18 protein-coding genes and 1 tRNA gene are annotated in these 23,493 nt (G+C 65.1%); 8 read left to right on the plus strand and 11 right to left on the minus strand.

Annotation, left to right across the window (positions count from 1 at the left end; translation table 11 throughout):
- Window positions 1-62: 62 nt before the first annotated feature.
- Window positions 63-989, minus strand: coding sequence for a LysR family transcriptional regulator (locus BM019_RS13000; protein WP_085530431.1), 927 nt, complete (start codon window positions 987-989; stop codon window positions 63-65).
- 136 nt (window positions 990-1,125) lie between these two features.
- Between BM019_RS13000 and lysA the strand changes: the two genes are divergently transcribed.
- A complete protein-coding gene (gene lysA / locus BM019_RS13005) occupies window positions 1,126-2,364 on the plus strand; it encodes a diaminopimelate decarboxylase (RefSeq protein WP_009043186.1) in 1,239 nt (412 codons plus the stop codon).
- Between the two features lie 159 nt (window positions 2,365-2,523).
- Here the strand turns inward: lysA and BM019_RS13010 are convergent, their stop codons facing one another.
- From BM019_RS13010 to BM019_RS13050, 9 genes are all read right to left on the minus strand, one after another.
- A complete protein-coding gene (locus BM019_RS13010; RefSeq protein WP_007932660.1) occupies window positions 2,524-2,940 on the minus strand; it encodes a fascin domain-containing protein in 417 nt (138 codons plus the stop codon).
- Between the two features lie 349 nt (window positions 2,941-3,289).
- Window positions 3,290-3,583: a DUF3144 domain-containing protein gene (locus BM019_RS13015; protein WP_009043185.1), complete on the minus strand. Its 294-nt coding sequence runs from the start codon at window positions 3,581-3,583 to the stop codon at window positions 3,290-3,292.
- 128 nt (window positions 3,584-3,711) lie between these two features.
- Window positions 3,712-4,341, minus strand: coding sequence for a glutathione S-transferase family protein (locus tag BM019_RS13020; protein ID WP_053260614.1), 630 nt, complete (start codon window positions 4,339-4,341; stop codon window positions 3,712-3,714).
- A 305-nt stretch (window positions 4,342-4,646) separates the two neighbouring features.
- Entirely contained in the window at window positions 4,647-5,678 is a 1,032-nt protein-coding gene (rtcA, locus tag BM019_RS13030) for an RNA 3'-terminal phosphate cyclase (protein ID WP_092418490.1), read from the minus strand.
- An 8-nt stretch (window positions 5,679-5,686) separates the two neighbouring features.
- Window positions 5,687-6,475, minus strand: a complete 789-nt coding sequence (locus BM019_RS13035) for a nucleotidyltransferase domain-containing protein (protein ID WP_092418491.1) — start codon at window positions 6,473-6,475, stop codon at window positions 5,687-5,689.
- Window positions 6,476-6,546: 71 nt separating this feature from the next.
- Entirely contained in the window at window positions 6,547-7,890 is a 1,344-nt protein-coding gene (locus BM019_RS13040) for a HEAT repeat domain-containing protein (RefSeq protein ID WP_092418492.1), read from the minus strand.
- A 4-nt stretch (window positions 7,891-7,894) separates the two neighbouring features.
- Entirely contained in the window at window positions 7,895-9,121 is a 1,227-nt protein-coding gene (locus BM019_RS13045; protein WP_085530427.1) for an RtcB family protein, read from the minus strand.
- A 124-nt stretch (window positions 9,122-9,245) separates the two neighbouring features.
- Window positions 9,246-9,382 (minus strand) — tRNA-OTHER (locus BM019_RS30780).
- 433 nt (window positions 9,383-9,815) lie between these two features.
- Window positions 9,816-11,366: an RNA-binding protein gene (locus BM019_RS13050; protein WP_092418493.1), complete on the minus strand. Its 1,551-nt coding sequence runs from the start codon at window positions 11,364-11,366 to the stop codon at window positions 9,816-9,818.
- 204 nt (window positions 11,367-11,570) lie between these two features.
- On the opposite strand from BM019_RS13050, the gene rtcR reads away from it, so the two are divergent.
- Window positions 11,571-13,178, plus strand: a complete 1,608-nt coding sequence (rtcR, locus tag BM019_RS13055) for an RNA repair transcriptional activator RtcR (protein WP_092418494.1) — start codon at window positions 11,571-11,573, stop codon at window positions 13,176-13,178.
- A gap of 310 nt (window positions 13,179-13,488) precedes the next feature.
- Here the strand turns inward: rtcR and BM019_RS13060 are convergent, their stop codons facing one another.
- Window positions 13,489-13,902 (minus strand): PaaI family thioesterase, encoded by a 414-nt coding sequence (locus BM019_RS13060; RefSeq protein WP_009043176.1) that lies wholly within the window; start codon window positions 13,900-13,902, stop codon window positions 13,489-13,491.
- A gap of 216 nt (window positions 13,903-14,118) precedes the next feature.
- On the opposite strand from BM019_RS13060, the gene BM019_RS13065 reads away from it, so the two are divergent.
- From BM019_RS13065 to BM019_RS13090, 6 genes are all read left to right on the plus strand, one after another.
- Window positions 14,119-14,907 carry a DUF4349 domain-containing protein gene (locus BM019_RS13065; RefSeq protein ID WP_092418495.1) on the plus strand — a complete coding sequence of 263 codons (789 nt, stop codon included), beginning with the start codon at window positions 14,119-14,121 and terminating at the stop codon, window positions 14,905-14,907.
- Window positions 14,908-16,575: 1,668 nt separating this feature from the next.
- Entirely contained in the window at window positions 16,576-17,388 is an 813-nt protein-coding gene (locus BM019_RS13070; RefSeq protein WP_092418496.1) for an energy transducer TonB, read from the plus strand.
- A gap of 50 nt (window positions 17,389-17,438) precedes the next feature.
- On the plus strand, window positions 17,439-18,146 hold the full coding sequence (locus tag BM019_RS13075) for a MotA/TolQ/ExbB proton channel family protein (protein WP_009048248.1): 708 nt from the start codon (window positions 17,439-17,441) through the stop codon (window positions 18,144-18,146).
- A complete protein-coding gene (locus BM019_RS13080) occupies window positions 18,146-18,547 on the plus strand; it encodes an ExbD/TolR family protein (RefSeq protein ID WP_009043172.1) in 402 nt (133 codons plus the stop codon). Before BM019_RS13075 ends, BM019_RS13080 begins: the two co-directional genes overlap by 1 nt.
- 206 nt (window positions 18,548-18,753) lie before the next feature.
- Window positions 18,754-21,477, plus strand: coding sequence for a TonB-dependent receptor (locus BM019_RS13085; RefSeq protein ID WP_175510642.1), 2,724 nt, complete (start codon window positions 18,754-18,756; stop codon window positions 21,475-21,477).
- 135 nt (window positions 21,478-21,612) lie between these two features.
- Window positions 21,613-23,493 (plus strand): extracellular solute-binding protein, encoded by a 1,881-nt coding sequence (locus tag BM019_RS13090; protein ID WP_092418497.1) that lies wholly within the window; start codon window positions 21,613-21,615, stop codon window positions 23,491-23,493.

The raw sequence follows: 23,493 nt of genomic DNA on the forward strand, positions 1-23,493 counted from the left end.
CCCCAGGGTTTACAAAGGATCCGGTTGCTCCAAGCCTAGGCCGACAACGACGGCAATGCCTGTCATGGCTCCCGTTGCAATCGACGCTCGAGGGCCGCGGCCAGGGCCGACGCCTCCTGTTTCAAGGAGGCGCAGAAGGCCTCGACGAAAATCGACGACGGCCGGAAATCCGGACGGATCAGCATCACCCGGTATGGCACCGACAACTGCAGCGGGCGGATCGCCAGGCCCCTGCCCGCCTCCTCCATGGCGCTCAGCGGGTTGATGATCGCCACCCCCAGCTGCTGGCGCACCATGGCGCAGACCGAGGCGGCATTAGTAGTCTCGATCACCACCCGGCGGTCGACGCCGGCCTGGCGAAAATGCTCGTCGAGGGTCTGACGATAAATGTCCAGGCCTGACAGGTTGATGAAATCCACCCCGCGAAAGTCTTCGCTGTGCAGCAGCGGCTTGGCCAGCAGCGGGTGCCCTTCTGGCAGGATGCACACCATGTCGGCGCAGAACAGCAGCTCGCCCTGGGTGCCCCGTGGCAGGTGCTCGCTTTCGGTCAGGCCCAGGTCGTGGCGCTGGGCGCTGAGGGACTCTTCGAGCAAGGGCGACTCCTGGGCGGTGATGCTCAGGCCGATGCCGGCGTGTTGCTCCTGGAAGTGTTTGCACACCCGCGGCAGCAGGGTCTGGGAGAACAGCGGCAGGCAGGTCAGGCTCAACTGGCCGTGCTCGAAGCGGCGGATCGACTGCGCCACGCTGTTGATCCGCTCCAGGCCGACATAGGCGCGCTCCACTTCTTCCAGCAACAGCATGGCCTGGGCGGTCGGCAGCAGGCGGCCGCCCTCGCGGTCGAACAGGCTCAGCCCGGACAGGCTCTCCAGCCGCGCCAGCTCGCGGCTGACCGTGGGTTGCGAGGTGAACAGCAGGCGCGCGGCGCCGGTGACGCTGCCGGCCTGCATGATGGCGCGGAACACCTCGATATGGCGCAGGGAAATGTCCACGGCTTGCTCCTCGGTTTGAGACGTTGATTCACACAAGCCATATCAGAACTGAATCGAGATACAAAGAATAGATATTTTATTGAATACGCCGCCCTCGGCATCATGCAGGCCTCTTTCCTCGCCACAGACGATTGCCATGGCCATTCCCTTTTCTCCCGAGCAACTGACCGCCGCCGCCCGCCAGTACGGCACCCCGTTGTGGTGCTACGACGCGCGGACCATCAAGGTGCGCATCCAGCAACTGAAGGCCTTCGACGTGGTGCGTTACGCGCAGAAAGCCTGCTCCAACCTGCAGGTGCTGCGCCTGATCCGCGAGGCCGGGGTGCGGGTGGACGCGGTGTCCCTGGGGGAAATCGAGCGGGCGTTGCTGGCCGGGTTCAGCCCGGAGGGCGATCCGGCCGGCATCGTCTTCACCTGCGACCTGTTCGACACCGCCACCCTGCAACGGGTGGTGGAGCTGAACATCGAGGTCAATGCCGGTTCCATCGACATGCTGCGCCAGCTTGGCGAGAAATCCCCGGGCCACCGCGTGTGGCTGCGGATCAACCCGGGCTTCGGCCACGGCCATAGCCGCAAGACCAACACCGGCGGCGAGAACAGCAAGCACGGCATCTGGCACGAGCAGGTCGGCGAAGCCCTCGCGGTGATCCGCCAGTACGGCCTGAAGCTGGTGGGCCTGCACATGCACATCGGTTCCGGCGTGGACTACGGGCACCTGGAGCAGGTCGGCGCGGCCATGGTGGCGGCGGTCAAGTCCCTGGACCACGACATCGAGGCCTTCTCCATCGGCGGCGGCCTGTCCACCCCGTACCGCGCGGGCGATGAGCCGGTGGACGTGCGGCGCTATGCCAATGCCTGGCGCCAGGCCCGCGAAGAAATCGAAGCCTGGCTCGGCCACGGCGTGCGCATGGAAATCGAACCCGGGCGTTTCCTGGTGGCCGAGGCCGGCTGCCTGGTCAGCGAAGTGCGGGTGGTGAAAGACGCCGGCAACCATCACTTCGTGCTGGCCGACACCGGCTTCAACGACCTGATGCGCCCGGCCATGTACGGCGCCTATCACGCCATGAGCCTGATCGACGCCAACGGCCAGGCGGTGCAGCGCGAGTTGCGGCCCACCGTGGTCGGCGGCCCGCTGTGCGAGTCCGGCGATATCTTCACCCAGGACGACGAAAGCCTGACCCCGCAGCTGCTGCCCCAGGCCCGGGTCGGCGACCTGCTGGTGATCCACGACACCGGCGCCTATGGCGCCAGCATGTCCTCCAACTACAACAGCCGGCCGCTGCTGCCGGAAGTGCTGTTCGAGGATGGCCAGGTGAAACTGATCCGCCGGCGCCAGCCGCTGGCGGACCTGCTGGAACTGGAGATGGGGTTGTAAGGGCCTGAGACGCAACGTCACAGGTAAGCGGGGGGACGATCTGCCTGTCCCCCCTTCCAGGCATCGCCCCTTGATCGACGCCGGGACTTCGTGGCCAGCCGCTGGAGTGCTGGCCACGCCAATCAAAAAACCTGCCCCGACGCCGGGTACCGCCTGGCGCTAGCCCTCGACCACCACCAGGAACTGGCTGTAGCGATCGATGCCGTCCTTGGACAGTTCAAGCCCGGTCTCGCCCATGCGCGACATCCACTTGCCGTTGTCGCCACGCAGGGAAATCTGCCCGCTGGCGGTGTCGATGGCATAGGAGAACTGGCAGTACTGATCGATGCTGTCCTTGGACAGTTCAAGCCCGGTCGCCCCCATCCGCGACATGAACTTGTTGGTGTCGCCCTGCAATGCCAGCTTCTTGTCGTTGCCGATCTGGATCAGGGTGACCCTGAACTTGCAGTATTGGTCGATGGCGCCCTTGGACAGTTCGAGCCCTGTCGCGCCCATCCGCGACATGTAGTTGCCCGAGTCGCCGCGTAGCGAGATGACAGTACCGTTTTCAATCACACGTTGAGGAAGAACGATCATGTTTGGCACTCCTTGCTGATTGGGTAGGTTCCCTGGTGTAACCACAGGCGCAGCAATGCCTTGGCAACTCATGACCGTGCTCATCCCGGAGGGATATTCAACACCCCTGGATTGCCTGCCGCAGGCGCAGTGTAGTCGAGCGATTGCCGGCTCCCGGGGGCGCCCGGGAGACAACTGGACCAGCGGTTACCGCGGCCCCGCCGCCCTCAGATCAAAGCGCTATGCACGGCCAGATGCAGACGCCACAAGGCTATAAAAAACCGCGGAGCGCCAAGGCTCCAAAGAGCCAGGAGTCGAATGCCGGGACAGCTTCACAGCTGGGCTGTGAAGCCTGTCGAGGGGGAAGGATTCAGTCTTGCCGGGGGTTCATGTACCGCGAGAAATTCTCGATGTAGTCGGTAAGGTTCTCTTCCATCATCAGGCGGAATTCCTCGACGAAATAATCCACCGCCTGCTGCTTGGCCGCCGCCAGTTCTTCGGCGTTGCGGCAACCGCAGGCGCTGACCCAGGCGGCGAAACGCGAGTTGGCGTACATCAGCGAGGCACTGGCCTTGCCGCGGCTGCTGTCGCCGATATGGGTGTTTGCCAGTTCGATGATGGCATCGGCGCGGTTGTAGAAATCCTGATCCGTTTCGTTGGCCAAGGGGCATTCCTCTTGAAAGTGGGCAGATGAGCGATAGGCGATGAAACATGAGCCTGAAGAAAGCCGGCGAGTATAAAAGCCTCGCGCCCAACCATCGACGGCTTTTGCTGCCTCGCGCCCTGCCGTATTCAGTCCGGCCAATGCCGCTCCAGCACCTGTGCCACCTGCGGGTGGCGGTCGATGCGCTCCAGCAGATCACAACACTCGGGGCGTTCGCGCCGCAGATGCTCGCGCGTGCCGCACCAGCGCGACACCACCGCCGCCTGGAAATCCAGGGCCGCCAGGGGTGAACCGCTGGCGTACAGCTGTGTGGCGAACTGATCGGCGAACACCTCCCAGTTGCGGTGCAGGCGCTCATGGGCCGCGTCCCGCACCCGCGCCCTCAGCGCTTCATCGGCGCCCTGCAGCCAGCGCTCCGGGTAATCGATCACGCTGATCGCCGAGTAGCAATTGGCGGCGATAAACACCAGCCCGCGAATGGCCTGCGCCCGGGCGCTCTCATCCTCGGGCAGCAGCGCCGAGCGCGGATAACGCAAGCCCAGCTCGATCAGGATCGCCGCACTCTCGGTGAGGACACTGCCGTCCGGCAGTTGCAGGGTCGGGACCTGTTTCAGCGGGTTGAGCCGCGCCAGCTCGTCGGCCCCGGGCGACGGCGCCCAGGACGAGGCTTCGACGATACGGTACGGCACCTGGCAACACTCCAGGGCGATCTCGACGATGGCCGAGCCGGAGCCTTGTGTCCCATAAAGTTGATACATGACCATCCCCTCGCTTGACTGGGCCTTACATCTGACGGGTGGCTTACGCGGGTTGTTCACTCCAGTGCCGGAAGTCCGCGAGGCGATAGGTCGAATGCTGACGGATAGCCTCGGCCGGCACACGTAGAACGCTTCCACGGTAGCTCAAAAGGTAAAGGCTCAGCGGCTCGGGAGCCCGCATGCGCCGCACCAGGAAATGGATCAAGCGATTGAGCATCCCAAAGCGTTCGATCTCCGGCCGTATCCCGGCCTTGACCCGCAAGAACTTGCCGCAAGCAGAGAACCGGATCTGGTGACGGACAAGCTCAATGACGCTGGGCTAGAACCTCGATGCGCAGCACCCCGTGAACGCCCGTCGCACAGTCGATACGCACCGGCAAAAACGCCTCGATCACCCGGATATTGCTCTGCAGGTGCTCGCTCATGCGCGGGGTGGTGAAGCTCCCGCCGCCGGCCAGGGCCATGGGCAGCAGCAGTTGGTCCGCCAGGTGCTCGGCCACCGCCGCGCCGGAATCCAGCCACTCGCGGGCCTGGTCGATGGCCCGATCGGCCACGCTTTCGGCCCGCAGGCTGCTCTGGCCAAAACCGCTGAACAGCTCGGTCAGGTGCTCGAAGACAAACTCCAGCAACAGCACGTTGCCCGGACCGCATTGCTCATCCAGGCGCACCGGGCTCAGGTGCTCCCGAGGCAGCTCCAGGCGGCTGCCGACGCGGCGCAATTCGCGCTCCGTCACATGCTCCGGCAGGCCGGCGCTCAGGGCCCAGGCCCGACGCCCGAGCAGTTCGCCACGCTGTTCCAGGTGCAGGGGTTGCAGGGTCGAAGGCTGGATAAAAGCCTCCAGCTCGCCGCCGCCGGCGGGAACGAAGCCATGGCGCAGCAGCTGCAACTCCACCTGCCCGCCCATGCGCCGCAGTTGCGGCAGCCAGGCCTGCTGGAGGAAATCCACCGGTGGCGCCAGCGGGTTGTGGGTGCCGCCGCTGATGCTCACGCGGCTGGGCTCCGGGGCTTGCAACAGCGCCGGCAGCAGGGTCTGCAACACCAGGGTGCAACTGCCGGCGGTGCCGATGGCGAAACGGTAGTCGCCGCCGCGAATCGGCCCCGGCTCGAAGGTCAGCGCCCGGGAACCCAGCTCGGCGCCCGAGACCCTGGCCGCGCAGACCTGCGCCGCCGCCAGCACCGCGGTCAGGTGCTGGCGCAGCAACCCCGGGCGACTGCGCCGGGCCCGTATGTTGTGGATGCGCAGGGTCTTGCCGGTGAGCATCGACAGGCTCAGGGCACTGCGCAGGACCTGGCCGCCGCCGATGGCGCCGTCCAGTTCGATGACATCCTGTTTCATCACATTCCTCAGGCGTAGCGCCGGACACTGTCTCGCAAGTAGGCGTCCAGCACAGCATTGTCTTGATGGGTGCGCGCCAGCTTGGGCACCGGGCGTTCCAGTTCGGCGGCGATAAAGGCGTGCAGCGCCGGGCGCCGCGGCCCGTAAGCAGACTCGTCGGCGCTGCGTTTCAAGGCCAGCAACTCATCCACTTCGTCCAGCAGTGGCCGATGGTCGACGGTGCCCAGCAGCTCGGCGAAGGTCATCGGCGGCCGGCCGCGCCCCTGATCGATCCAGCGCACCGCGAGCAACGGCCGGAGCACGTAGAAGTACTTCTTGAACCGCACGCTGTCGCCTTGCAGGTAGCCGCGAAAGTTCTTCCTGGCCATCGACAGGTAGTGATTGCGTGCCGCCGGCGGACTGTAGAAGGCCTCCGCCAGCTCTCGCAGGCGTGCGGTTGCCGCCGGCTCGCGGCGATACACCAGGGGCGAATCCAGCCACTCCAGCAGGGTCGGGTTGGACTTGCGCAGCAACCCGAGGGTCTTGCGCAACTCCCAGCCGCTGATGTCCAGCTCGTCGTCCAGCGGCCGCTCGATCACGTCCCGCCCGGCATCCACCTGGATGAACCACTCGGGCTTCTCCACATAGACGAATCGCACATCGTAGTCGCTGTCGGTGGAGGCAAAGCCCCAGGCCCGGCTGCCCGATTCGCAGGCATACAACACCTGCACGTTACGCTCGCGCTCGATCCGCGCCAGCTCATCCAGTACCCGCTCGCGCATGGCGCTGCTCAGCGGGTAGCGTTCATTGAATTCCATGATTCCTTGTCCTGTTCAATCGACGATCGCCAGCACCTCAGCGCTGGCCTGATCGCCTTGTACATCGGTATTCACAACAGGCGCTTGAGCGATCCGCGAGGCACTTCACCGCCCTCCTCCATCGCTTGCAACCGCTGCGCCAGTGCTTCTCGCAGTGGCTTGGGGGTCACCGGGTCGAACATCGCGTAACGGGCATCGCACCAACGGGCCAGGGCCTCGCGCCAATAAGCGGCTTCGCTGCCCGCCCGATCCAGGCGACACAGCAGGTATTGCAACTGGCGCCAGCCCGGCTTGAGCCCCAGCAAGGCCCAGCGACGCGCCTTCGGCAGCGCATGCCAGTGCTGCTCCAGCCGCTGTTCCAGGGCCTCTTCGAACGCCGCCCAGGGCTGCTCGTGCAGCAGGTCGAGGGCGCAGTCGAAGACTTTGTCCGACGGATCGTCCAGGGCCGCCAGCTGCTGGGCCACGCCACGTTCGCCGAGGGGCTGCAGGGCCAGCAGGCGCACCGTCAGCGCCTTCGAGGCCAGGGCCTGTTGCAGCATGGCGTCGGCCTGTGGCTCCCGCAGTTCCTTGACCAGCCCCAGCAGGCCCAGCCACTCGCGCTTGTTGCCCGGAGCCGGCTGCTGCAACCGGTCCAGCAGCACTTGCCGTGGGTCCAGCCCATGGCGTGGCGCGGCCCAATGGGCCAGGCAACGCAAGGCCCCGGAAGGGTCGAGCAGGGCCTGCGCCAGGTACCCGCGACAATCGGCCAAGCGTGACAACAGCAGCCGCAACGCCTTGACCCGCACACTGGCACCACAGCTGCGCATCACCGCTTCCAGCAAAGGCATCGCCTGCTCGTCGCGCAGTTCGGCGCAGGCATCCACTGCCATCTGCCGGACGCTGACCTCGGGATGGCGCAACGCCATGGCCAGCAGCGCCGGCCGGTCCTCGACGCCCTTGAGCAACAGCTCGAAGACAAAGCACGCGGCCTTGCCCCGGCAATCGCCAAAGGCCCCTTGCACTTCGTCGCGCACCTGGGCCAGTTGCAACACCGCGGTGGCCCGCCCCAGGGTCGCGCCGTGGTCGGCCCGCTGCTTGCTGGTAAGGGCCAGCAACGGTGCCAGGGTCTGCAACAGCAGCCCGGCGTGCTCCGGCGCCCAATACGCCTCGACGGCCACGGCCGCTTCCTGGCGAACCTGGGGCACCCAATCATTGAGACGTTCCAGCAACGCCGCCAAAGCCTCGGCCGATGGCTGCGCGGACAATCCACGCACCGCGGCCTGCCGCACGAACCCGTTGCCGAAGCGGCTCAGTTCCAGCCAGGCGCTGTGCCTGTCCAGGGTGTCCATCACTTCCCGCACGCGGCGGGCTTCGTAGTCGCTCAGCTGGTAATGCCAGCCGGGCGGGGCCGCTATCACTGCGTCCATGTCGTGCATTGTTCTACCCCTTGACGCACACCACCTGACGCAGGGTGTGCAGCACTTCCACCAGCTCGCGCTGGGCGTGCATCACTTGGTCGATGTCCTTGTAGGCCATCGGGATTTCATCGATTACCGCGGTGTCCTTGCGGCATTCCACATGGGCGGTGGCGCGGATCTGGTCGGCCAGGGTGAAAGTGTTCTTGGCCTTGGTGCGGCTCATGGTGCGCCCGGCACCGTGGCTGCAGGAGCAGAACGCCTCCTCGTTGCCCAGCCCACGAACGATGAAGCTCTTGGCACCCATCGATCCCGGGATGATCCCCAGCTCGCCCTTCTTCGCCGACACCGCGCCCTTGCGGGTCACCAGCACCTCTTCACCGAAGTGGCGTTCCTTCTGCACGTAGTTGTGGTGGCAGTTCACGGCCTCCAGCGCCACGTCGAAGGGCTTGCGGATCACCTGGCGGGTGGCCTGGATCACCAGTTGCATCATCAGTTCACGGTTGTGCCGGGCAAAATCCTGGGCCCAGGCCACGGCCTCGACGTAATCGTCGAAGTGCCGGCTGCCTTCCTCGAAGTAGGCCAGGTCGCGGTCCGGCAGGTTGGCGATGTGCTGGCGCATGTCCGCCTGGGCCAGGTGAATGAACAGGTTGCCGATGGCGTTACCCACGCCACGGGAACCGCTGTGGAGCATGAACCAGACCCGGTTGGCCTCATCCAGGCAGACCTCGATGAAGTGGTTGCCGCCGCCGAGGGTGCCCAGGTGCTGGCGGTTGTTGCTGTTGGCCAGCGCCGGGTACTTGTCGGTGATCGCCTTGAAGCGTGGCTGCAAGGCCGCCCAGGCCTGGTCGGCCTGGCGCGGCACGTCGCCCCAGGCGCCCTTGTCGCGGCCGCTGCGCGGCGAGGTGCGGCCATGGGGCACCGCCTGTTCGATGGCGCTGCGCAGACCGTGCAGGTTATCCGGCAGGTCTGCCGCCGTCAGCGAGGTACGGGCGGCAATCATGCCGCAACCGATATCCACCCCGACCGCCGCCGGGATGATCGCACCCAGGGTGGGAATCACGCTGCCGATGGTCGAGCCCTTGCCCAGGTGCACATCCGGCATCACCGCCAGGTGCTTGAAGATGAACGGCATCTTCGCGGTGTTCATCAATTGCTGGCGGGCTTCGTTTTCCACGGGCACGCCCTCGGTCCACATCTTGATCGGCTTGCCGTTGGCGACTTCCAGCAGTTGGTAGGTCTTGTGTTCCATGTTCCTGACTCTTTTTTCTGTGGCTGAAAATCCAGCCTTGTTCGGTGGCCGGTGGTCCGGCATAAAACGGCGACCAGTGAAGGCGGAACATGCAGCGCGCTCTGCCACTGAGCTACTCCCTTGCGGTTGGCGGGAATCGAACCCGCGACCACGCTGTCCTGTAGTTCCACCGGCATTCGCCGGGTCAATCGGTGCAGGCAGGGCCTGCGGGCAGCGACAAGAGAACAGGCACATTTGCTCTACCGACTGAGCTACAGCCTTGCGGCTGGCGGGGTTCGAACCCGCGACACGATGTAGTACCTGTGGCATTCGCTGCCATCCCGCTCGGGCGGGAGAAAAAACTGCGACGACAAGGGTCGATGAAACAGTGCACTCGTGTTCTGACCGTTGAACTACGGCGCCTTTTCAGGCACCGGCGGGACTCGAACCCGCATCACGAATCTGGGATGTAGTTCCATCAGCATTCGTCGCTGAAATCGCAAAAAAGGTGGCACGAAAAAAGGAGTGACTGATAGCCGGAATCGAACCGGCATAACCATGATGTACAGCCACCGGCATTCGTGCCTTCACAGGCCCTGACAACATGTGCTGGGACGTCTTTGGATGTAGTCACAGCGGCATTCAGGGCCAATGAACGAAGATTCTTCGGCGTGCGCCGGGTGAGCGGCGCACGGTTTATCTCATGCCTTGCCGATCAGGACGCCATCGCCTCGATCGCCTCGACCCAGTGCTGCGCACCGTAGTTGCCCGCGGTGAACTGCTGGATCACATCGAACACCGCGTCACTGAAGCCGCCGACGTTGAGGATGTCCTCGCGGTCCGGCGCCTGGGTGGTGGCCCCGGGTTGCATATCGATGCACACCAGCCGCGCCTGCGGGTTGATGGCCTTGATCCGCTCCCACTGGCGCAGGGTTTCGGTCGCCCCATGGCGCCGCGCATCGATCCACGACTCGTTGTCCGAGACCAGGATCAGGGTGTCCACCTTGCACTTGGCATTGGCCAGTTGCGCCAGGGGCGCCGAGCAGTTGGTCCCGCCACCGCCGATGGCCGCCAGTTTCTGCGCGTTGCTCATCACGCTGTCCCGCGGGTTGAGGCGGATATCCACCACCCCGACCTCGAACGGCATGACCCGCGCCGCCGGCTGCTTGCGCAACACCGCTGCCGCCACCAGGGCCGCCACATCGATGCAACGCACCGCCGTGGTGGCGCCCTGGCGATAACCGGTGACCGGGCTGTGCATCGACCCCGAGACATCCGGGCACACCACCACCGCGCCTTGCAGCGCCGGCACGTTGGCCAGCGACAGCTCCAGGGCATCCTGCAACGCTTCGCGCACCGGCTGCGGCACCTCGTCCCCGGCCATGCGGTAGGCCGCCAGCAACTGGTACGGGTAGACCCGGGCCTTGGCCACCTCGGCGGCATCCGCCAGCCGCGCCGCCACATACTCGGTGCAACCCGGCACCTGGAACGCGCCATGGCGGGCCAGGGTGTTGAGGTTCATGCGCAGCCCCTGCCAGCCCATATTGTGCGCCTGTTCGGCCCATTGCTCGCGGCTCAGGGTTTCGTTGCCGAGCAACTGGAACGGCACCTGCGGCACCACCGTGGTCGCACCGCTGCGAAAGGCCAGCAAGGCGCGGGTCAGCTCGGGCAGCGCCTGGGCATCCACCGGCTTGCCGATCAACCAGGCGAAGAAGGCTGCGCGCCAGTCCTCGCCTGGCTTGGGGTGCACCATCTTGACCACGTCCGCCAGCGACGGCTGGTTGCCCACCGAAGCCTGCAACAGCTGGCGTTCGGTGGCGCTGTTCAACCAGTTCTGCACCAGGCGCTTGGGCTGCGACCCCAGGGATTTACGCCCGGTCGCCCCGCTGCGCAGGATCTGCACGAAGTTGCGCAGCATCTTGCCGTTGTCCACCACCTGGGCAAACAGCTCCGGCACCAGGGCCGAGCGTTGCGCGGTCAGCGCCGCCAGCAGCAAGGCCGGCATGTCTTTCATATGACCCTGTTGCCGAGCGTAACGAGCGGCCTGGGCGACGAAACGGCTGTCGACTTCGTTCACCAGTTGCAGCACTGCTTCCAGCTGGCCTTCGGGCGAGGTGTAGAAGGTCGAGTTCAGGCAACCGGTCACCGCCAGCTGGGCCAGGCGGTGCTTGGCGTTGTAGGCATAGGCCGGGGCCTGGGCGGCGTTCAGGGTGTTGCTCGCTGGCGCTTTGGCCTGTTGGGTGTTGAACAGCTGGAAGTTGGCCATCTTGGCGTCTCGCTCTGTTGTCTTGTTCGTTGCCAGAGAGATTGCAGCCGCTGTGCCAGTTTTATTTTTCTCCGCAAATTATTTTTTAACTTATTGATTTATAACAATTTTATTTTTAAATGATTTTTCATTGGCGAGTCGTCGAGACAAAGCTTCTGATAATTTTATATCTTTGTTTATCGTTTTTTATCTTCAGGTATAAACATGTCAGGCAAGCCCACGGTCGCCATAGGTTTTGTCGGTTCCACCCTCGATCGCGTCGGCAAGGGCGCCAACCGCTGGAACCATTGGCGCCCCAGTGTCGGCCTGTGCCAGCAGCAGGACGTGCTGATCCACCGCCTGGAGCTGATCCACGGCCTGGACGCCCGGGACGTCAGCCTGGCCGAGCGGGTGGCCAGCGACATTCGCCAGGTGTCGCCGCAGACCGAGGTGCGCCTGCACCCCATGGGCCTGAAGAACCCCTGGGATTTCGAAGAGGTGTACGGCGCCCTGCACGACTTCACCAGCGCCTACCCCTTCGACACCGAGCGCGAGGACTACCTGGTGCACATCACCACCGGGACCCACGTGGCGCAGATCTGCTGGTTCCTGCTGACCGAGGCGCGCTACCTGCCGGCACGCCTGATCCAGACCTCCCCGGCGCGGCGCCGCGACCCGCAGGAGCACGCCACCGGCACCCACGCCCTGATCGACCTCGACCTGTCGCGCTACGACCGCATCGCCTCGCGCTTCGCCGGCAAGCGCCTGGAGGGCCTGGCCTTCCTCAAGTCCGGGATCGCCACCCGCAACGCCGCGTTCAACCGTTCCATCGAACAGATCGAGCGGGTGGCCCTGCGCTCCAAGGCACCGATGCTGCTGATCGGCCCCACCGGGGCCGGCAAGTCGTTCCTGGCCCGGCGCATCTATGAGCTCAAGCGCGGCCGGCATCAGGTCCAGGGGCGTTTTGTCGAGGTCAACTGCGCCACCCTGCGCGGCGACGGCGCCATGTCGGCGTTGTTCGGGCATATCAAGGGCGCCTTCACCGGCGCCCAGAACGCCCGCGACGGCCTGTTGCGGGCAGCGGACGGCGGCATGCTGTTTCTCGACGAGATCGGCGAACTGGGGCTCGACGAACAAGCGATGCTGCTCAAGGCCATCGAGGAGAAACGCTTCTTCCCCATGGGCTCGGACAAGGAAGTGGACAGCGACTTCCTGATCATCGCCGGCACCCACCGCGACCTGCGCGGTCGGGTCGCCCAGGGCCTGTTCCGCGAGGACCTGTATGCGCGGATCAACCTCTGGACCTTCAACCTGCCGGGGCTGGCCGGGCGGCGCGAGGATATCGAGCCGAACATCGATTTCGAACTGGAACGCCATGCCCGCGAACAAGGGCGCCTGGTGCGCTTCAACCTCGAGGCGCGGCGGCGCTACCTGGCGTTTGCCAGCTCCAGCGAGGCGGCGTGGCTGGGCAACTTCCGCGAGCTGTCGGCGTCCATTACCCGCATGGCCACCCTGGCCGACAGCGGGCGCATCGACGAAGCCCAGGCCGAGGAAGAAATCGAGCGGCTACGGTATGCCTGGGGCTTGAGCCAGGAGCAGGATCCGCTGGCCACCCTGCTGGGCGACACAGCCGAACTCGACCTGTTCGACCGCTTGCAATTGCAGGCAGTGCTCGAGGTCTGCCGCCAGGCCGACAGCCTGTCCGATGCCGGACGCAAGCTGTTTGGCGTATCCCGCCAGACCAAGGCCCAGCCCAATGACGCCGACCGCCTGCGCAAGTACCTGGCGCGCTTCGGCCTGGAGTGGAAGCAGATAGTTGCACCAGCGGATTAAGGAGAACTGCCTGCGGCAGCCCCGCCACTGTAGCCGCTGGCGCAGCCTGCGATCGGCTGCGTAGCAGCCGCCAAATCCGGCGACGAGGTTTTCCAGCAATACCGCGCTGCATCGTTACGGCCGCTGCGTCGGAGTGCCGCCCAACCCGATCGCAGCCTGCGGCAGCGGCTACACAAAGCTGTCGCCAGCAATACGCCCACCTTCACCCAGCAGGCACCGCATCAGCTCTGGCGACCACCCGCTCACCCACCTGCAAGGTCACGGCGGTAAAGGACATTTGCACCACCTGTCGCCGGCGATACGTCCACTCTCAACCGCCGGGCACCGCGAACACCGCATTGGCCCTGGCCACCACCCGCTCGCCGACCTGCAGGGTGACGGTGGCGAAGGCCATCTGCCGGCCGCGCTTGGAATGTTCCAGGCGCACGTCGATCCATTCGCCGACCTGCACCGCGCCGAGGTAGTCCAGGTGCATGCTGGCGGTGATCAGCGGCAGCGGCGGGTCGCTGGCGAAGGCCATGGCGTAGCCCATGCCGATATCGGCCAGGGTGGCGAGGATGCCGCCGTGCACGGTGCCACGACCATTGGCGTGACGGTGGTCGGCGCGCAGGCCGATCTCCAGTTGCAGGCCGCTGCCACGGCAATACACCGGGCCGATCAGCTCCAGCAGCGGACTGCTGCGGGACAAGGGGGCATAACCTTCGGGTAACTCGAGCGAGCTCATGACGGATCTCCGTTGCCGATGGCGATGACCGAGGCACGGGTCATCGGTCCCTGAGGTGTACGCCGAAGCGGTGCCCGCGCCCAGCCGTATCCATCCGGCAAATCCCTGGCGATAAGTCGCGGCGACACGACATCCGCCCCTCCCCGCGCAATCGACGATAAGATACGCAGCCGTCCCGCCAGCCCCGGGCACGATCATTTATTTCAAGGAGCGACCATGCACCCTCAGGACGACACCCCCACCCCGCTGCGCAGCCTCGCCGTGGTGCTGCTCAGCACCCTGCTGGCCGCCTGTTCCCCCAGCGATCGTTCGTCCTCGGTGGCGGTCGGCGGCGCCCAGGGCAAGGCCGGCGCGCAACTGGCCTATGAACATGAACTGAGCCTGTCGCTGCCCTCGGCGCAGATCGCGCCGCGCCTGGCCGCCACCCGCGAAGCCTGCGAAAACGCCACGTTCGGCGCCTGCAATATCCTGCGCCTGCAACAAGGCCAGCACCACGCCCAGGTGATCCTGCGCATCGTGCCCGACGGCGTCGAACCGATAGTCGCGCTGGCCGCCCAGGGCGCCGAAATCGGCGAACGCATCACCAGCGCCGAAGACCTGGCCGACGCCGTGGCCGACGTGCAGCGCCAGCAGGAACGGCTCAAGGCCCAGCAGCAACGCCTCGACCAGCTGGCGGCGCGCAAGGACATCACCGTCAGCGACCTGATCGCCCTGAACAAGGAACAGGCGAGCATCGAGAACGACCTGCAGGCCCTGGCCCAGGTCGCCGCCGGGCAGCAGCGGCGGCTCGACACCAACCGCCTGACCCTGAACTTCGTGCCCACCGACAGCAGCCAGCGCGGCTCGAAACTGCAACGCGCGTTCGACAACCTGCTGGACAACCTCGCCTACGGCACCGCCGAAGCCCTGGAGAAAGGCAGCTATGTGCTGCCATTCCTGATCCTGGCCTTCCCGCTGGTGATGATCTGGGTCTGGCTGTGGCGCCGGTTCGTGCGCCGTCGTTGAGTCGCAGCACTCTGCAAAACCCAAGAAGCCCGGCCTGATGCGCCGGGCTTTTTCATGGGCACGAGGGGCGAGCTTGTCGTCCCGAGGATTTTTATCGCGAGCCGGGCCGCCCCCGGCCCCGCCAACATCGGCTGCCCACCGCCAGGCCCCGCCAAACAAGGCCTGGCGGGCATAGGCGAAGAAAACTGCACGAACGTACCTGGAACTGGCACGTTTTTCCCATGCACCTGCAGCTTGCGAATCGACCCACCGCAAGAGCCGCATCGACGGTGCCTACCCGCACCAATAGCAATCATCGGACGCTATCCGCGTCCCCATAAAGTGCAGACGGCGAGCCAAAAGCTCGTTGAGCTGAGACTGGCGATAAGGAAGTCTCATGTGCGATGTGCAGTCATGTTCACCGGCGTTTTCCGCTATTGGCTCCACCGTTTCGCCCCTGGTTCCGCCTCGTCCGGCAGCCCTGCCCGGACCGGCCCTCGCGCCCTGTGCGTCATCGACGATCGACCTTGCGCACGCTACGCGGCGCTGCCTGTGCCAGCCTCTGGCGATGCCCCCTGCTCCAGTCGCTGGGGCAACTTTCAGGCTGGCGGTAGCGGCTGTTATAAGGCCGACCCTCTCCCGGTACCGATATCCAAGCCAGTCTTCCCAGGTACTGCCCAGCGTATCCCGACACAAACACTCGCCCCCAGCCCGGTCTCGCCACTGTCCAAGTAGCGTCGACGGAAGAAACCTCGACAAGACCGATCGTCGACTGTTTTTGAACCACTAAGCAGCCAACTTAATTTTGTACTCGGTGACACTTCACCGAGCGAAAGCCGTATTTCTATCGTTGCGTATTCGACAACAAACAAACGTGCCAAAGCGCGTTAAAAGTGGATGATCAGAGCGTTGTCCGACAATAAGGCAATTCAATATCAATGCATCGACCACTGGGTAATGAGCGGACCGCTGTTTACATACATTCAATGTACGCATCGGTTAATTATCCGCACCCCCAGCAGGTTAATAAGAGCTCCGTCATCGCCCTGCTCAATGACGGGCAGGCGAGCGCGCCATGGATACTCAAGAATGCTCCCCGAACGGGCCGTAAAAGACTACAGAAGCCCTACGCAGAGCCCTGAAAACAACAAGATCAAGGACCTCCAGGCAATGACCGGCTAGTCACTGTTTATTTGCACCAAATCAATTCGCCAGACACTTTTTAGTGCGTTGGCCATGGTACTGATCGCCCCTGTTTCCGGCTGAAAAGCGGATAACCCAGGGCAGGCAGGCTCGCCCGCAAAAAGTATTTAAGGTCAACTTTTCGAGACGCTGAATATATATTGCTGCGCCAGTTTTTCTCGCAAATTTATATAAATGCGACATGCGCTACGAGCCGTCGCCAATTGCATAAAGACCGACACAATCTGGCATAGCGGTTGCTATATGTAACGAGTACGAGACAGGTGCATTACAGACACCAACTCATCCCACAACAATGTTCCAGGGAGTGGTAATGAACAATCCAAGCCGAAGGCGTTAAGCCACTCGCTTGCACAGGGCCGTTCAACCGGATAGTTCAACTATCGGCTTTTGCTCACCCTTGAAAAAGTTAAACCCGACTTTCGAACATTCCAGCCAATGTTCGAACGGTGCCTTATTGCCCTTCATCCGACCGAGGGAGCTTTAATGAACGATGCGGTAAAGAACAGAACCCTGCCGAGGCCCTTGGACGATGAAGCCGCCGTCCAGGTTGCGCGGGGCCGTCCTTATAAGGGCAATGCATCGCAACCCGGAGGCCTGAGCAAGCGCCAGGTGCTGTTGCTGGTGACGGTTTCGGCCCTGCTCCATGGTGGCGCCTGGTGGTTCTTCCAGCAGACCCGCGCCGCGCCACTGGAAACGCCCCCGGAAATCCCGGAAATGACCGTCGAGCTGAGCAGCCCGACCCCGCCCGCGCCGCCTACCCCGGAACCTCCGCCGCCTCCACCGCCGCCCGAACCCGAGCAACCGGTGGAAGACGAAGACGCGCTCAAGCCGCCGCCCAAGCCGGTGGAGAAACCCAAGCCCATCGAAAAGCCCAAGCCGGTGAAAAAGCCCGAGCCGCCGAAAACGCCGGCTCCACCCGCCCCCGCGCCACCGGCCGCGCCCGCGGCGCCCGCGGCGCCCAGCCAGCCGGCCGCCGCTCCGGCGCCTGCCGCGGCCCCCGGGCCGGTCAAGGAGTCGGCGGCGGTTTCCGGCCTGGCCAGCCTCGGCAACCCGCCGCCGGAATACCCGTCCCTGGCCCTGCGCCGCAACTGGGAAGGCACCGTGGTGCTGCGCATCAAGGTGCTGCCCAACGGCCGTGCCGGCAGCGTGGAAGTCACCCGTTCCAGCGGCAAGCCGCAACTGGACGAGGCCGCCGTGGCCGCGGTGAAGAACTGGAAATTCATCCCGGCCAAGCGCGGCGACACGCCGATCGAAGGCTTCGCCACCCAGACCATCGATTTCAAATTGCCGCAATGACTGCGGCCTGACCTGAACTCACAACCTGTTTACGCATGCGAGGTGTAGCCATGAACGATTCCCTGACATCCCTGATTGTCCCCGGCGTGCTCTGGGCCCTGGTGCTGTTTTCCGTGGTCAGCTGGGCACTGCTGCTGGTCAAGTCGGCGCAGTACCTGCGGCAGAAGACCCAGAACCGGCAGTTCAGCAAGGCCTTCTGGAGCGCCCCGGACCTGCTCACCGCCGCCGAGCACGCCAGCCAGTACCCCGGCTCCCTGGCGCGCATCGCCAGCAGCGGCTTCGAGGCCCTGCTGGTGGAAGAGTCGCCGCGCACCACCCAGCAGCTGGCCCACACCATCAACCGCGCCGACCGCCTGGAGCGCAACCTGCGCCAGCAGATCCAGAAGGAGCGCCGGGCCCTGGAAAGCGGCCAGGCGGTGCTCGCCAGTATCGGCAGCACCGCGCCCTTCATCGGCCTGTTCGGCACAGTCTGGGGGATCATGGAGGCCCTGCAGAGCATCGGCGCCAGCGGTTCGGCCAGCCTGGAAACCGTGGCCGGGCCGATCGGCCATGCGTTGATCGCCACTGGCGTGGGCATCGCCGTCGCCGTGCCGGCGGTGCTGATCTACAACTTCTTCCTGCGCCGCCTGAAGCTGGCCTCGGCCAGCATGGACGACTTCGCCCATGACTTCGACGCCCTGGCCCAGCGCAGCGCCTTCGCCATCAGCCGCCAGGCCATCGCCAGCAAGACCGCCCACGCCGTACGGGAGGCCAGCTGATGTCCTTCTCTACTCAAGACAGCGACGAAGTGCTCAGTGAAATGAACGTCACGCCACTGGTGGACGTGATGCTGGTGCTGCTGGTGGTGTTCATCGTCACCGCCCCACTGATGACCAACGCGATCAAGGTCAACCTGCCGAAAACCGACGCCGTGGCCCCTGCCGAGAAAAAAGACCCGGTGGTGGTCAGCGTCGACCAGGACGGCAAGTTCTACCTGGCCAAGTCCGAAGTAGCCCCCGAGCTGCTGGAAAGCAGCCTCAAGGAGGTCAAGGCCAAGGACAGCGAAGTGCGCGTGCAATTGCAGGCCGACGCCGCCGTCAACTACGGCCAGGTGGCCAAGGCCATGGCCTCCATCGAACGTTCGGGAATCACCAGGATATCCGTGATGACCACCCGATGAAGGCAGTGCCTGGCGCCCCCTGAGGGACGCGCCAGGCACTGCCTCGAAAAATCCCGTCGCAATCGGCCGACCGCAAGGCGCCACGCGCCTGCGGAGGGGATCGGCTTGCTTGAAGAAAGTGGTTTTCCGGGGTCGGTACAACCCAGCCGGAGCAATGAGGGCTCACAAGGCCATTTCGATAAACGTCTAAAAAGTCGGAAGTAATCATGCTGATGAACATTCCACGTTTCACGCTCAAGCCACTGGTGACCACGCTGCAACGGCACCGTTTTGTCCCGCTGTACCTGATGGCCATGGGCCTGGGCGCCGGCACCACGCAAGCCGCGGAAGAGGACGCCGACAGCAGCGCCGCCGTCCCGGCCGCCAGTGCCGCGGCCGTGGCGCCCACCACCCAGCTGCAACGGGTCGAAGTGACAGGTTCGGCGATCCGCCGGGTCGATGCCGAAACCGCCGTGCCGATCACCATCCTGCGCGCCGAAGAGCTGCGCAAACAGGGGGTGAGCACCACCGCCGAACTGGTGCAGCGCATCACCGGCAGCCAGTCGATCAACAACAGCGCCGGCTCGGTGGGAGCCGCCACCGGCGGCGCCTCTTTCGCCGACATGCGCGGCATCGGCGCCAACAAGACCCTGGTGCTGCTCAACGGCCGGCGCCTGGCCAACAACGCGTTGTCGGGCACCAACTCGGCCGGCGGCGCGGTGGACCTGAACATGATCCCGTTCGCCGCCATCGACCGGGTCGAAGTGCTGCGCGACGGCGCTTCGGCCCTTTACGGCACCGACGCCATCGGCGGCGTGATCAACTTCATCACCAAAAAATCCATGACCGATGGCCAGTTGACTCTCGGTGGCGAAACCCCGACCCACAGCGGCGGCGGTGCGAGCAAGGACATGAGCGCCAGCTGGGGCTTCGGCGACCTGGAAGAAGACCGCTTCAACGTGCTCGGGGTGTTCAACTACAACAAGCAGCAGAACCTCGATGCCAACGACCGCTCCTTCGCCACCGACTACCGCCCCGGCCGCGGCCTCGACCAGACCTCGGGCACGGCCTTTCCGGGCAACTACACCCAGGGCGACAACGCCACCAACCCGCTGGCCGGCAGCAACTGCAACGGGCCGAACCTGATTGCCCGCCAGGGCCTGTGCCGCTTCAGTACCCGCGAGTACATCGACCTGGTGCCGGAGACCGAAAAGACCTCGTTCTTCGGCAAAAGCACCGCCAAGCTGGCCGACGACCACAACGTCAACCTGGAGTACTTCTGGTCGCGCAACAACAACGCCACGGCGGTCGGCCCGGCGCCCCTCACCGGCCTGAGCCTGGACTCTTCCTCGCCCTACTACCCGGGCAACGGCATCACCCCGGCGCCGACCGACTTCAGCCTCGACCCGAGCCAGCCGATCGGCGTGAACTGGCGTGAAACCGCCGCCGGTGCGCGGGAATCCAAGGACCAGAACACCAGCCAGCGCTTCGTCCTGAGTTTCGACGGCCTGGTGGCCGGCTGGGACTACAACCTCGGTGCCTCCTACAACCAGAACAAGGTGGTCTCCAGCGTCACCAACGGCTACGTCAGCGACCGCGCGATGATCGCCGGCCTGGCCAGCGGCCTGCTCAACCCGTTCGGCCCGCAGACCCAGGCCGGCCAGGACTACATCGAGCAAGCGGCCTACCACGGCGCCTACTCCACGGCTGTCGGCCGGGTCGTCGGTTTCGATGGGCGCGTCAGCCGCGAGATCGGCGACTGGTTTGGTGCCGGTCCCTCCGGCCTGGCCCTGGGCGGCGAGTACCGCAAGGAGAAATTCCACCAGGACTACGAAGAGTTCGCCGGTGACATCCAGAGCCTGGGCATCGACCCGTCCGGTAGCGTCGAGGGCAATCGCAGTGTCAGGGCGGCCTACGCCGAACTGAACGTGCCGGTGCTCGACAGCCTGGAACTGTCCGTCGCCATCCGCCACGACAAATACAGCGACTTCGGCAGCACCACCAACCCGAAATACTCGTTCCGCTACCAGCCGCTCAAGGAGCTGGTGGTGCGCGGCGCCTACAGTGAAGGTTTCCGCGCACCGTCGCTGTACGAGCTGTATGCGCCGCGCAGCATCACCTACACCCAGGGCTACTACAACGACCCGGTGCTCTGTACCGGCGGCGTGGTGCAGCCCGGCGGCAACGGCGGGCGTGACTGCGGCCAGCAGTTCCTCAACCAGATCGGCGGCAACACCGACCTGGCCCCGGAAAAGGCCCGCAACGTGACCCTGGGCTTCGTCTATCAGCCGATCCGCGACCTGTCGGTGGGCCTGGACTTCTGGTGGATTCACATCTCCAACCAGATCCAGCCGTTCCCCGAATCCACGGTATTCGACCAGTCCGGCGCCTACGCCGACCGCTTCGTGCGCAACGCCGACGGTTCGTTGAACTACATCGTCACCGGCAACGCCAACCTGGGCATAGTCGAAACCAACGGTGTCGACGTGTCCCTGGACTATCGTTTCCCCAATACCCCCTACGGCCAGTTCGGCCTCGGGCTGCAAGGCACCTACGTCAAGAGCTACGACTTCCAGAGCACCATCAAGGGGCCATTCACCGACAAGGTCGGCGACTTCGAGGGCGATGGCGTGATCGCCCGCTGGAAACACAACCTCACCGGCACCTGGACCCTGGGCGCCGCGCGGGCCTCGCTGAGCAACCGCTTCACCACCGGCTACAACGACTACGACCGCACCACCAATGCCCGAGTGGCCTCGTACTCGGTGTGGGACCTGTCGGCCGGCTACACCTTCGACAAGGTGCTGGACGTCGATGCCGGGGTGAAGAACGTCTTCGACCGCGACCCACCGTTCTCCAACCAGGCCTACAACTTCCAGAGCGGCTACGACCCTCGGTACACCGACCCGCTGGGCCGCACCCTGTTCGCGCGCATGACGTACCACTTCTGAGTCACCGCCGGGGCCGCGCAAGACTCCGGCCGGCCCCGGCAGCATTGCGAATTCGCGCCCCATGGCGGCCCGCCGCCGTGGGTCTTTTCGCCCTGCCGACCCAGGCTTTCCGGCATCACGAGGAACCTTTCGATCATGTCTGCACTGACCCGCACCCTGGCTGGGCTGACGCTGGCTGCCACGCTGCTTGGCGCCGCCGGCGGGGCCCTGGCCGCCGCCCATGGCAGCTATGCCATGACGGTCTATGGCGAACCGCCGAAGTACCCGCCGGGCTTCCAGCACTTCGACTACGTCAACCCCGATGCGCCCAAGGGCGGCTCCCTGAGCCGCGCCTCGATGGAGATCGGCCAGTTCAACTACATCACCCCCTATGCCGACCAGGGCATCGCGGTGGCCCAGGTCAACGACTGGGTGTATTCGCCCCTGGCCTTTCGTTCCCTGGACGAGCCCTACACCGTCTACGGGCTGGTGGCCGAACGCATGGAGCGCGACCCCGACGGCCTGTGGGTGCGCTTCTACCTCGACCCCAGGGCACGCTTCGCCGATGGCACGCCGATCACCGCGCAAGACGTGCGTTACACCTTCGACCTGCTGCTGAGCAAGGGCAGCCTGAGCTATCGCCAGCTGTACGGCGACGTGCGGGACGTGGTGATCGAAGGCCCCGGGCAGGTGCGCTTCGACTTCAAGAACAACCTCAACCGCACCCTGGCCCTGGACCTGGCGACCCTGCGCGTGCTGCCCGAACACTGGTGGAAGACCCGCGACTTCGCCAACGGCGGCGGTTTCGAGCCGCCCCTGGGCAGCGGGCCATACAAGGTCGGCAAGGTCGACGCCGGGCGCAGCATCAGCTTCGAGCGCGACCCGAACTGGTGGGCCAGGGACCTGCCGGTCAGCCGCGGCCTGTACAACTTCGACCGCCTGACGGTGAATTTCTACGGCGACACCGACGTCGCCCGCCAGTTGCTGCAGGCCGGCGCCTTCGACTACAACCGCGAGTTTTCCTCGTCCGGTTACGTGGTCGGCTACGACAGCCCGGCCCTGCGCGACGGCCGCCTGCAACAGGCGATCCTCGCCCCCGACAAGCCCACCGCCGCCCAGGGCTTTGTGTTCAACCTGCAGCAGCCGGTCTTCCACGACCGCCGGGTGCGCCAGGCGCTGATCCTGCTGTGGGATTTCGAGTGGACCAACAAGCAGATGATGCGCGGCTTCTACGTGCGCCAGCAGAGCTACTGGCCGAAAAGCGAAATGGCCGCCACCGCCCTGCCGGACGCCCGCGAACGGGAGATCCTCGAACCCCTGCGCGGACAGATCCCCGACGAAGTCTTCACCCAGGTCTACCGGGCCCCGCAGACCGACGGCAGCGGCCGCATCCGCGACAAGCAACTGCAGGCCCTGCGCCTGCTGGCCGAGGCCGGCTGGACACCGCGGAACAACCGACTGCTGAACGCCGCCGGCGAGCCGCTGGAGTTCACCTTCCTCGATGGCCAGGGCGGCTTCGACCGCATGCTGCTGCCGTACAAACGCACCCTGGCGCAGATCGGCATCACCCTCAACCTGCGGCGCATCGATTCGGCGCAGTACATCAACCTGCTCAACGCCCGGGACTACGACATGATCGTCACCAGTTTCCCCCGCAGCGGCGACCCCATCGTCTCCCCGGGTCGCGAGCTGTACAGCCTGTACGGCTCGCAAAGCGCGACCCAGGTCGGTAGCTCCAACTCCATGGTGCTGGCCAACCCGGCCGTGGACCGCCTGATCGATGGCCTGGTCCAGGCCAATAGCCGCGACGAGATGGTGCATTACGCCCGGGCCCTGGACCGGGTGCTGCAATGGGGCCAATACATGATTCCCAATTACTACTCCAAGGGCACGCCCACGGTGTTCCAGAACCGCTTCGGTCGGCCGGCCATCGCGCCGATCTACGACGAGGGCCTGAACACCTGGTGGGAGGTCAGCCCCAAGGCCCTGACCACCCGCCAGATGAGCGCCCTGCGCAGCACCGTGGAGGCGCACTGA

Source organism: Pseudomonas sp. NFPP07 (genome assembly GCF_900115645.1).
In the GTDB taxonomy this organism is placed as follows: Bacteria; Pseudomonadota; Gammaproteobacteria; order Pseudomonadales; family Pseudomonadaceae; genus Aquipseudomonas; species Aquipseudomonas chlororaphis.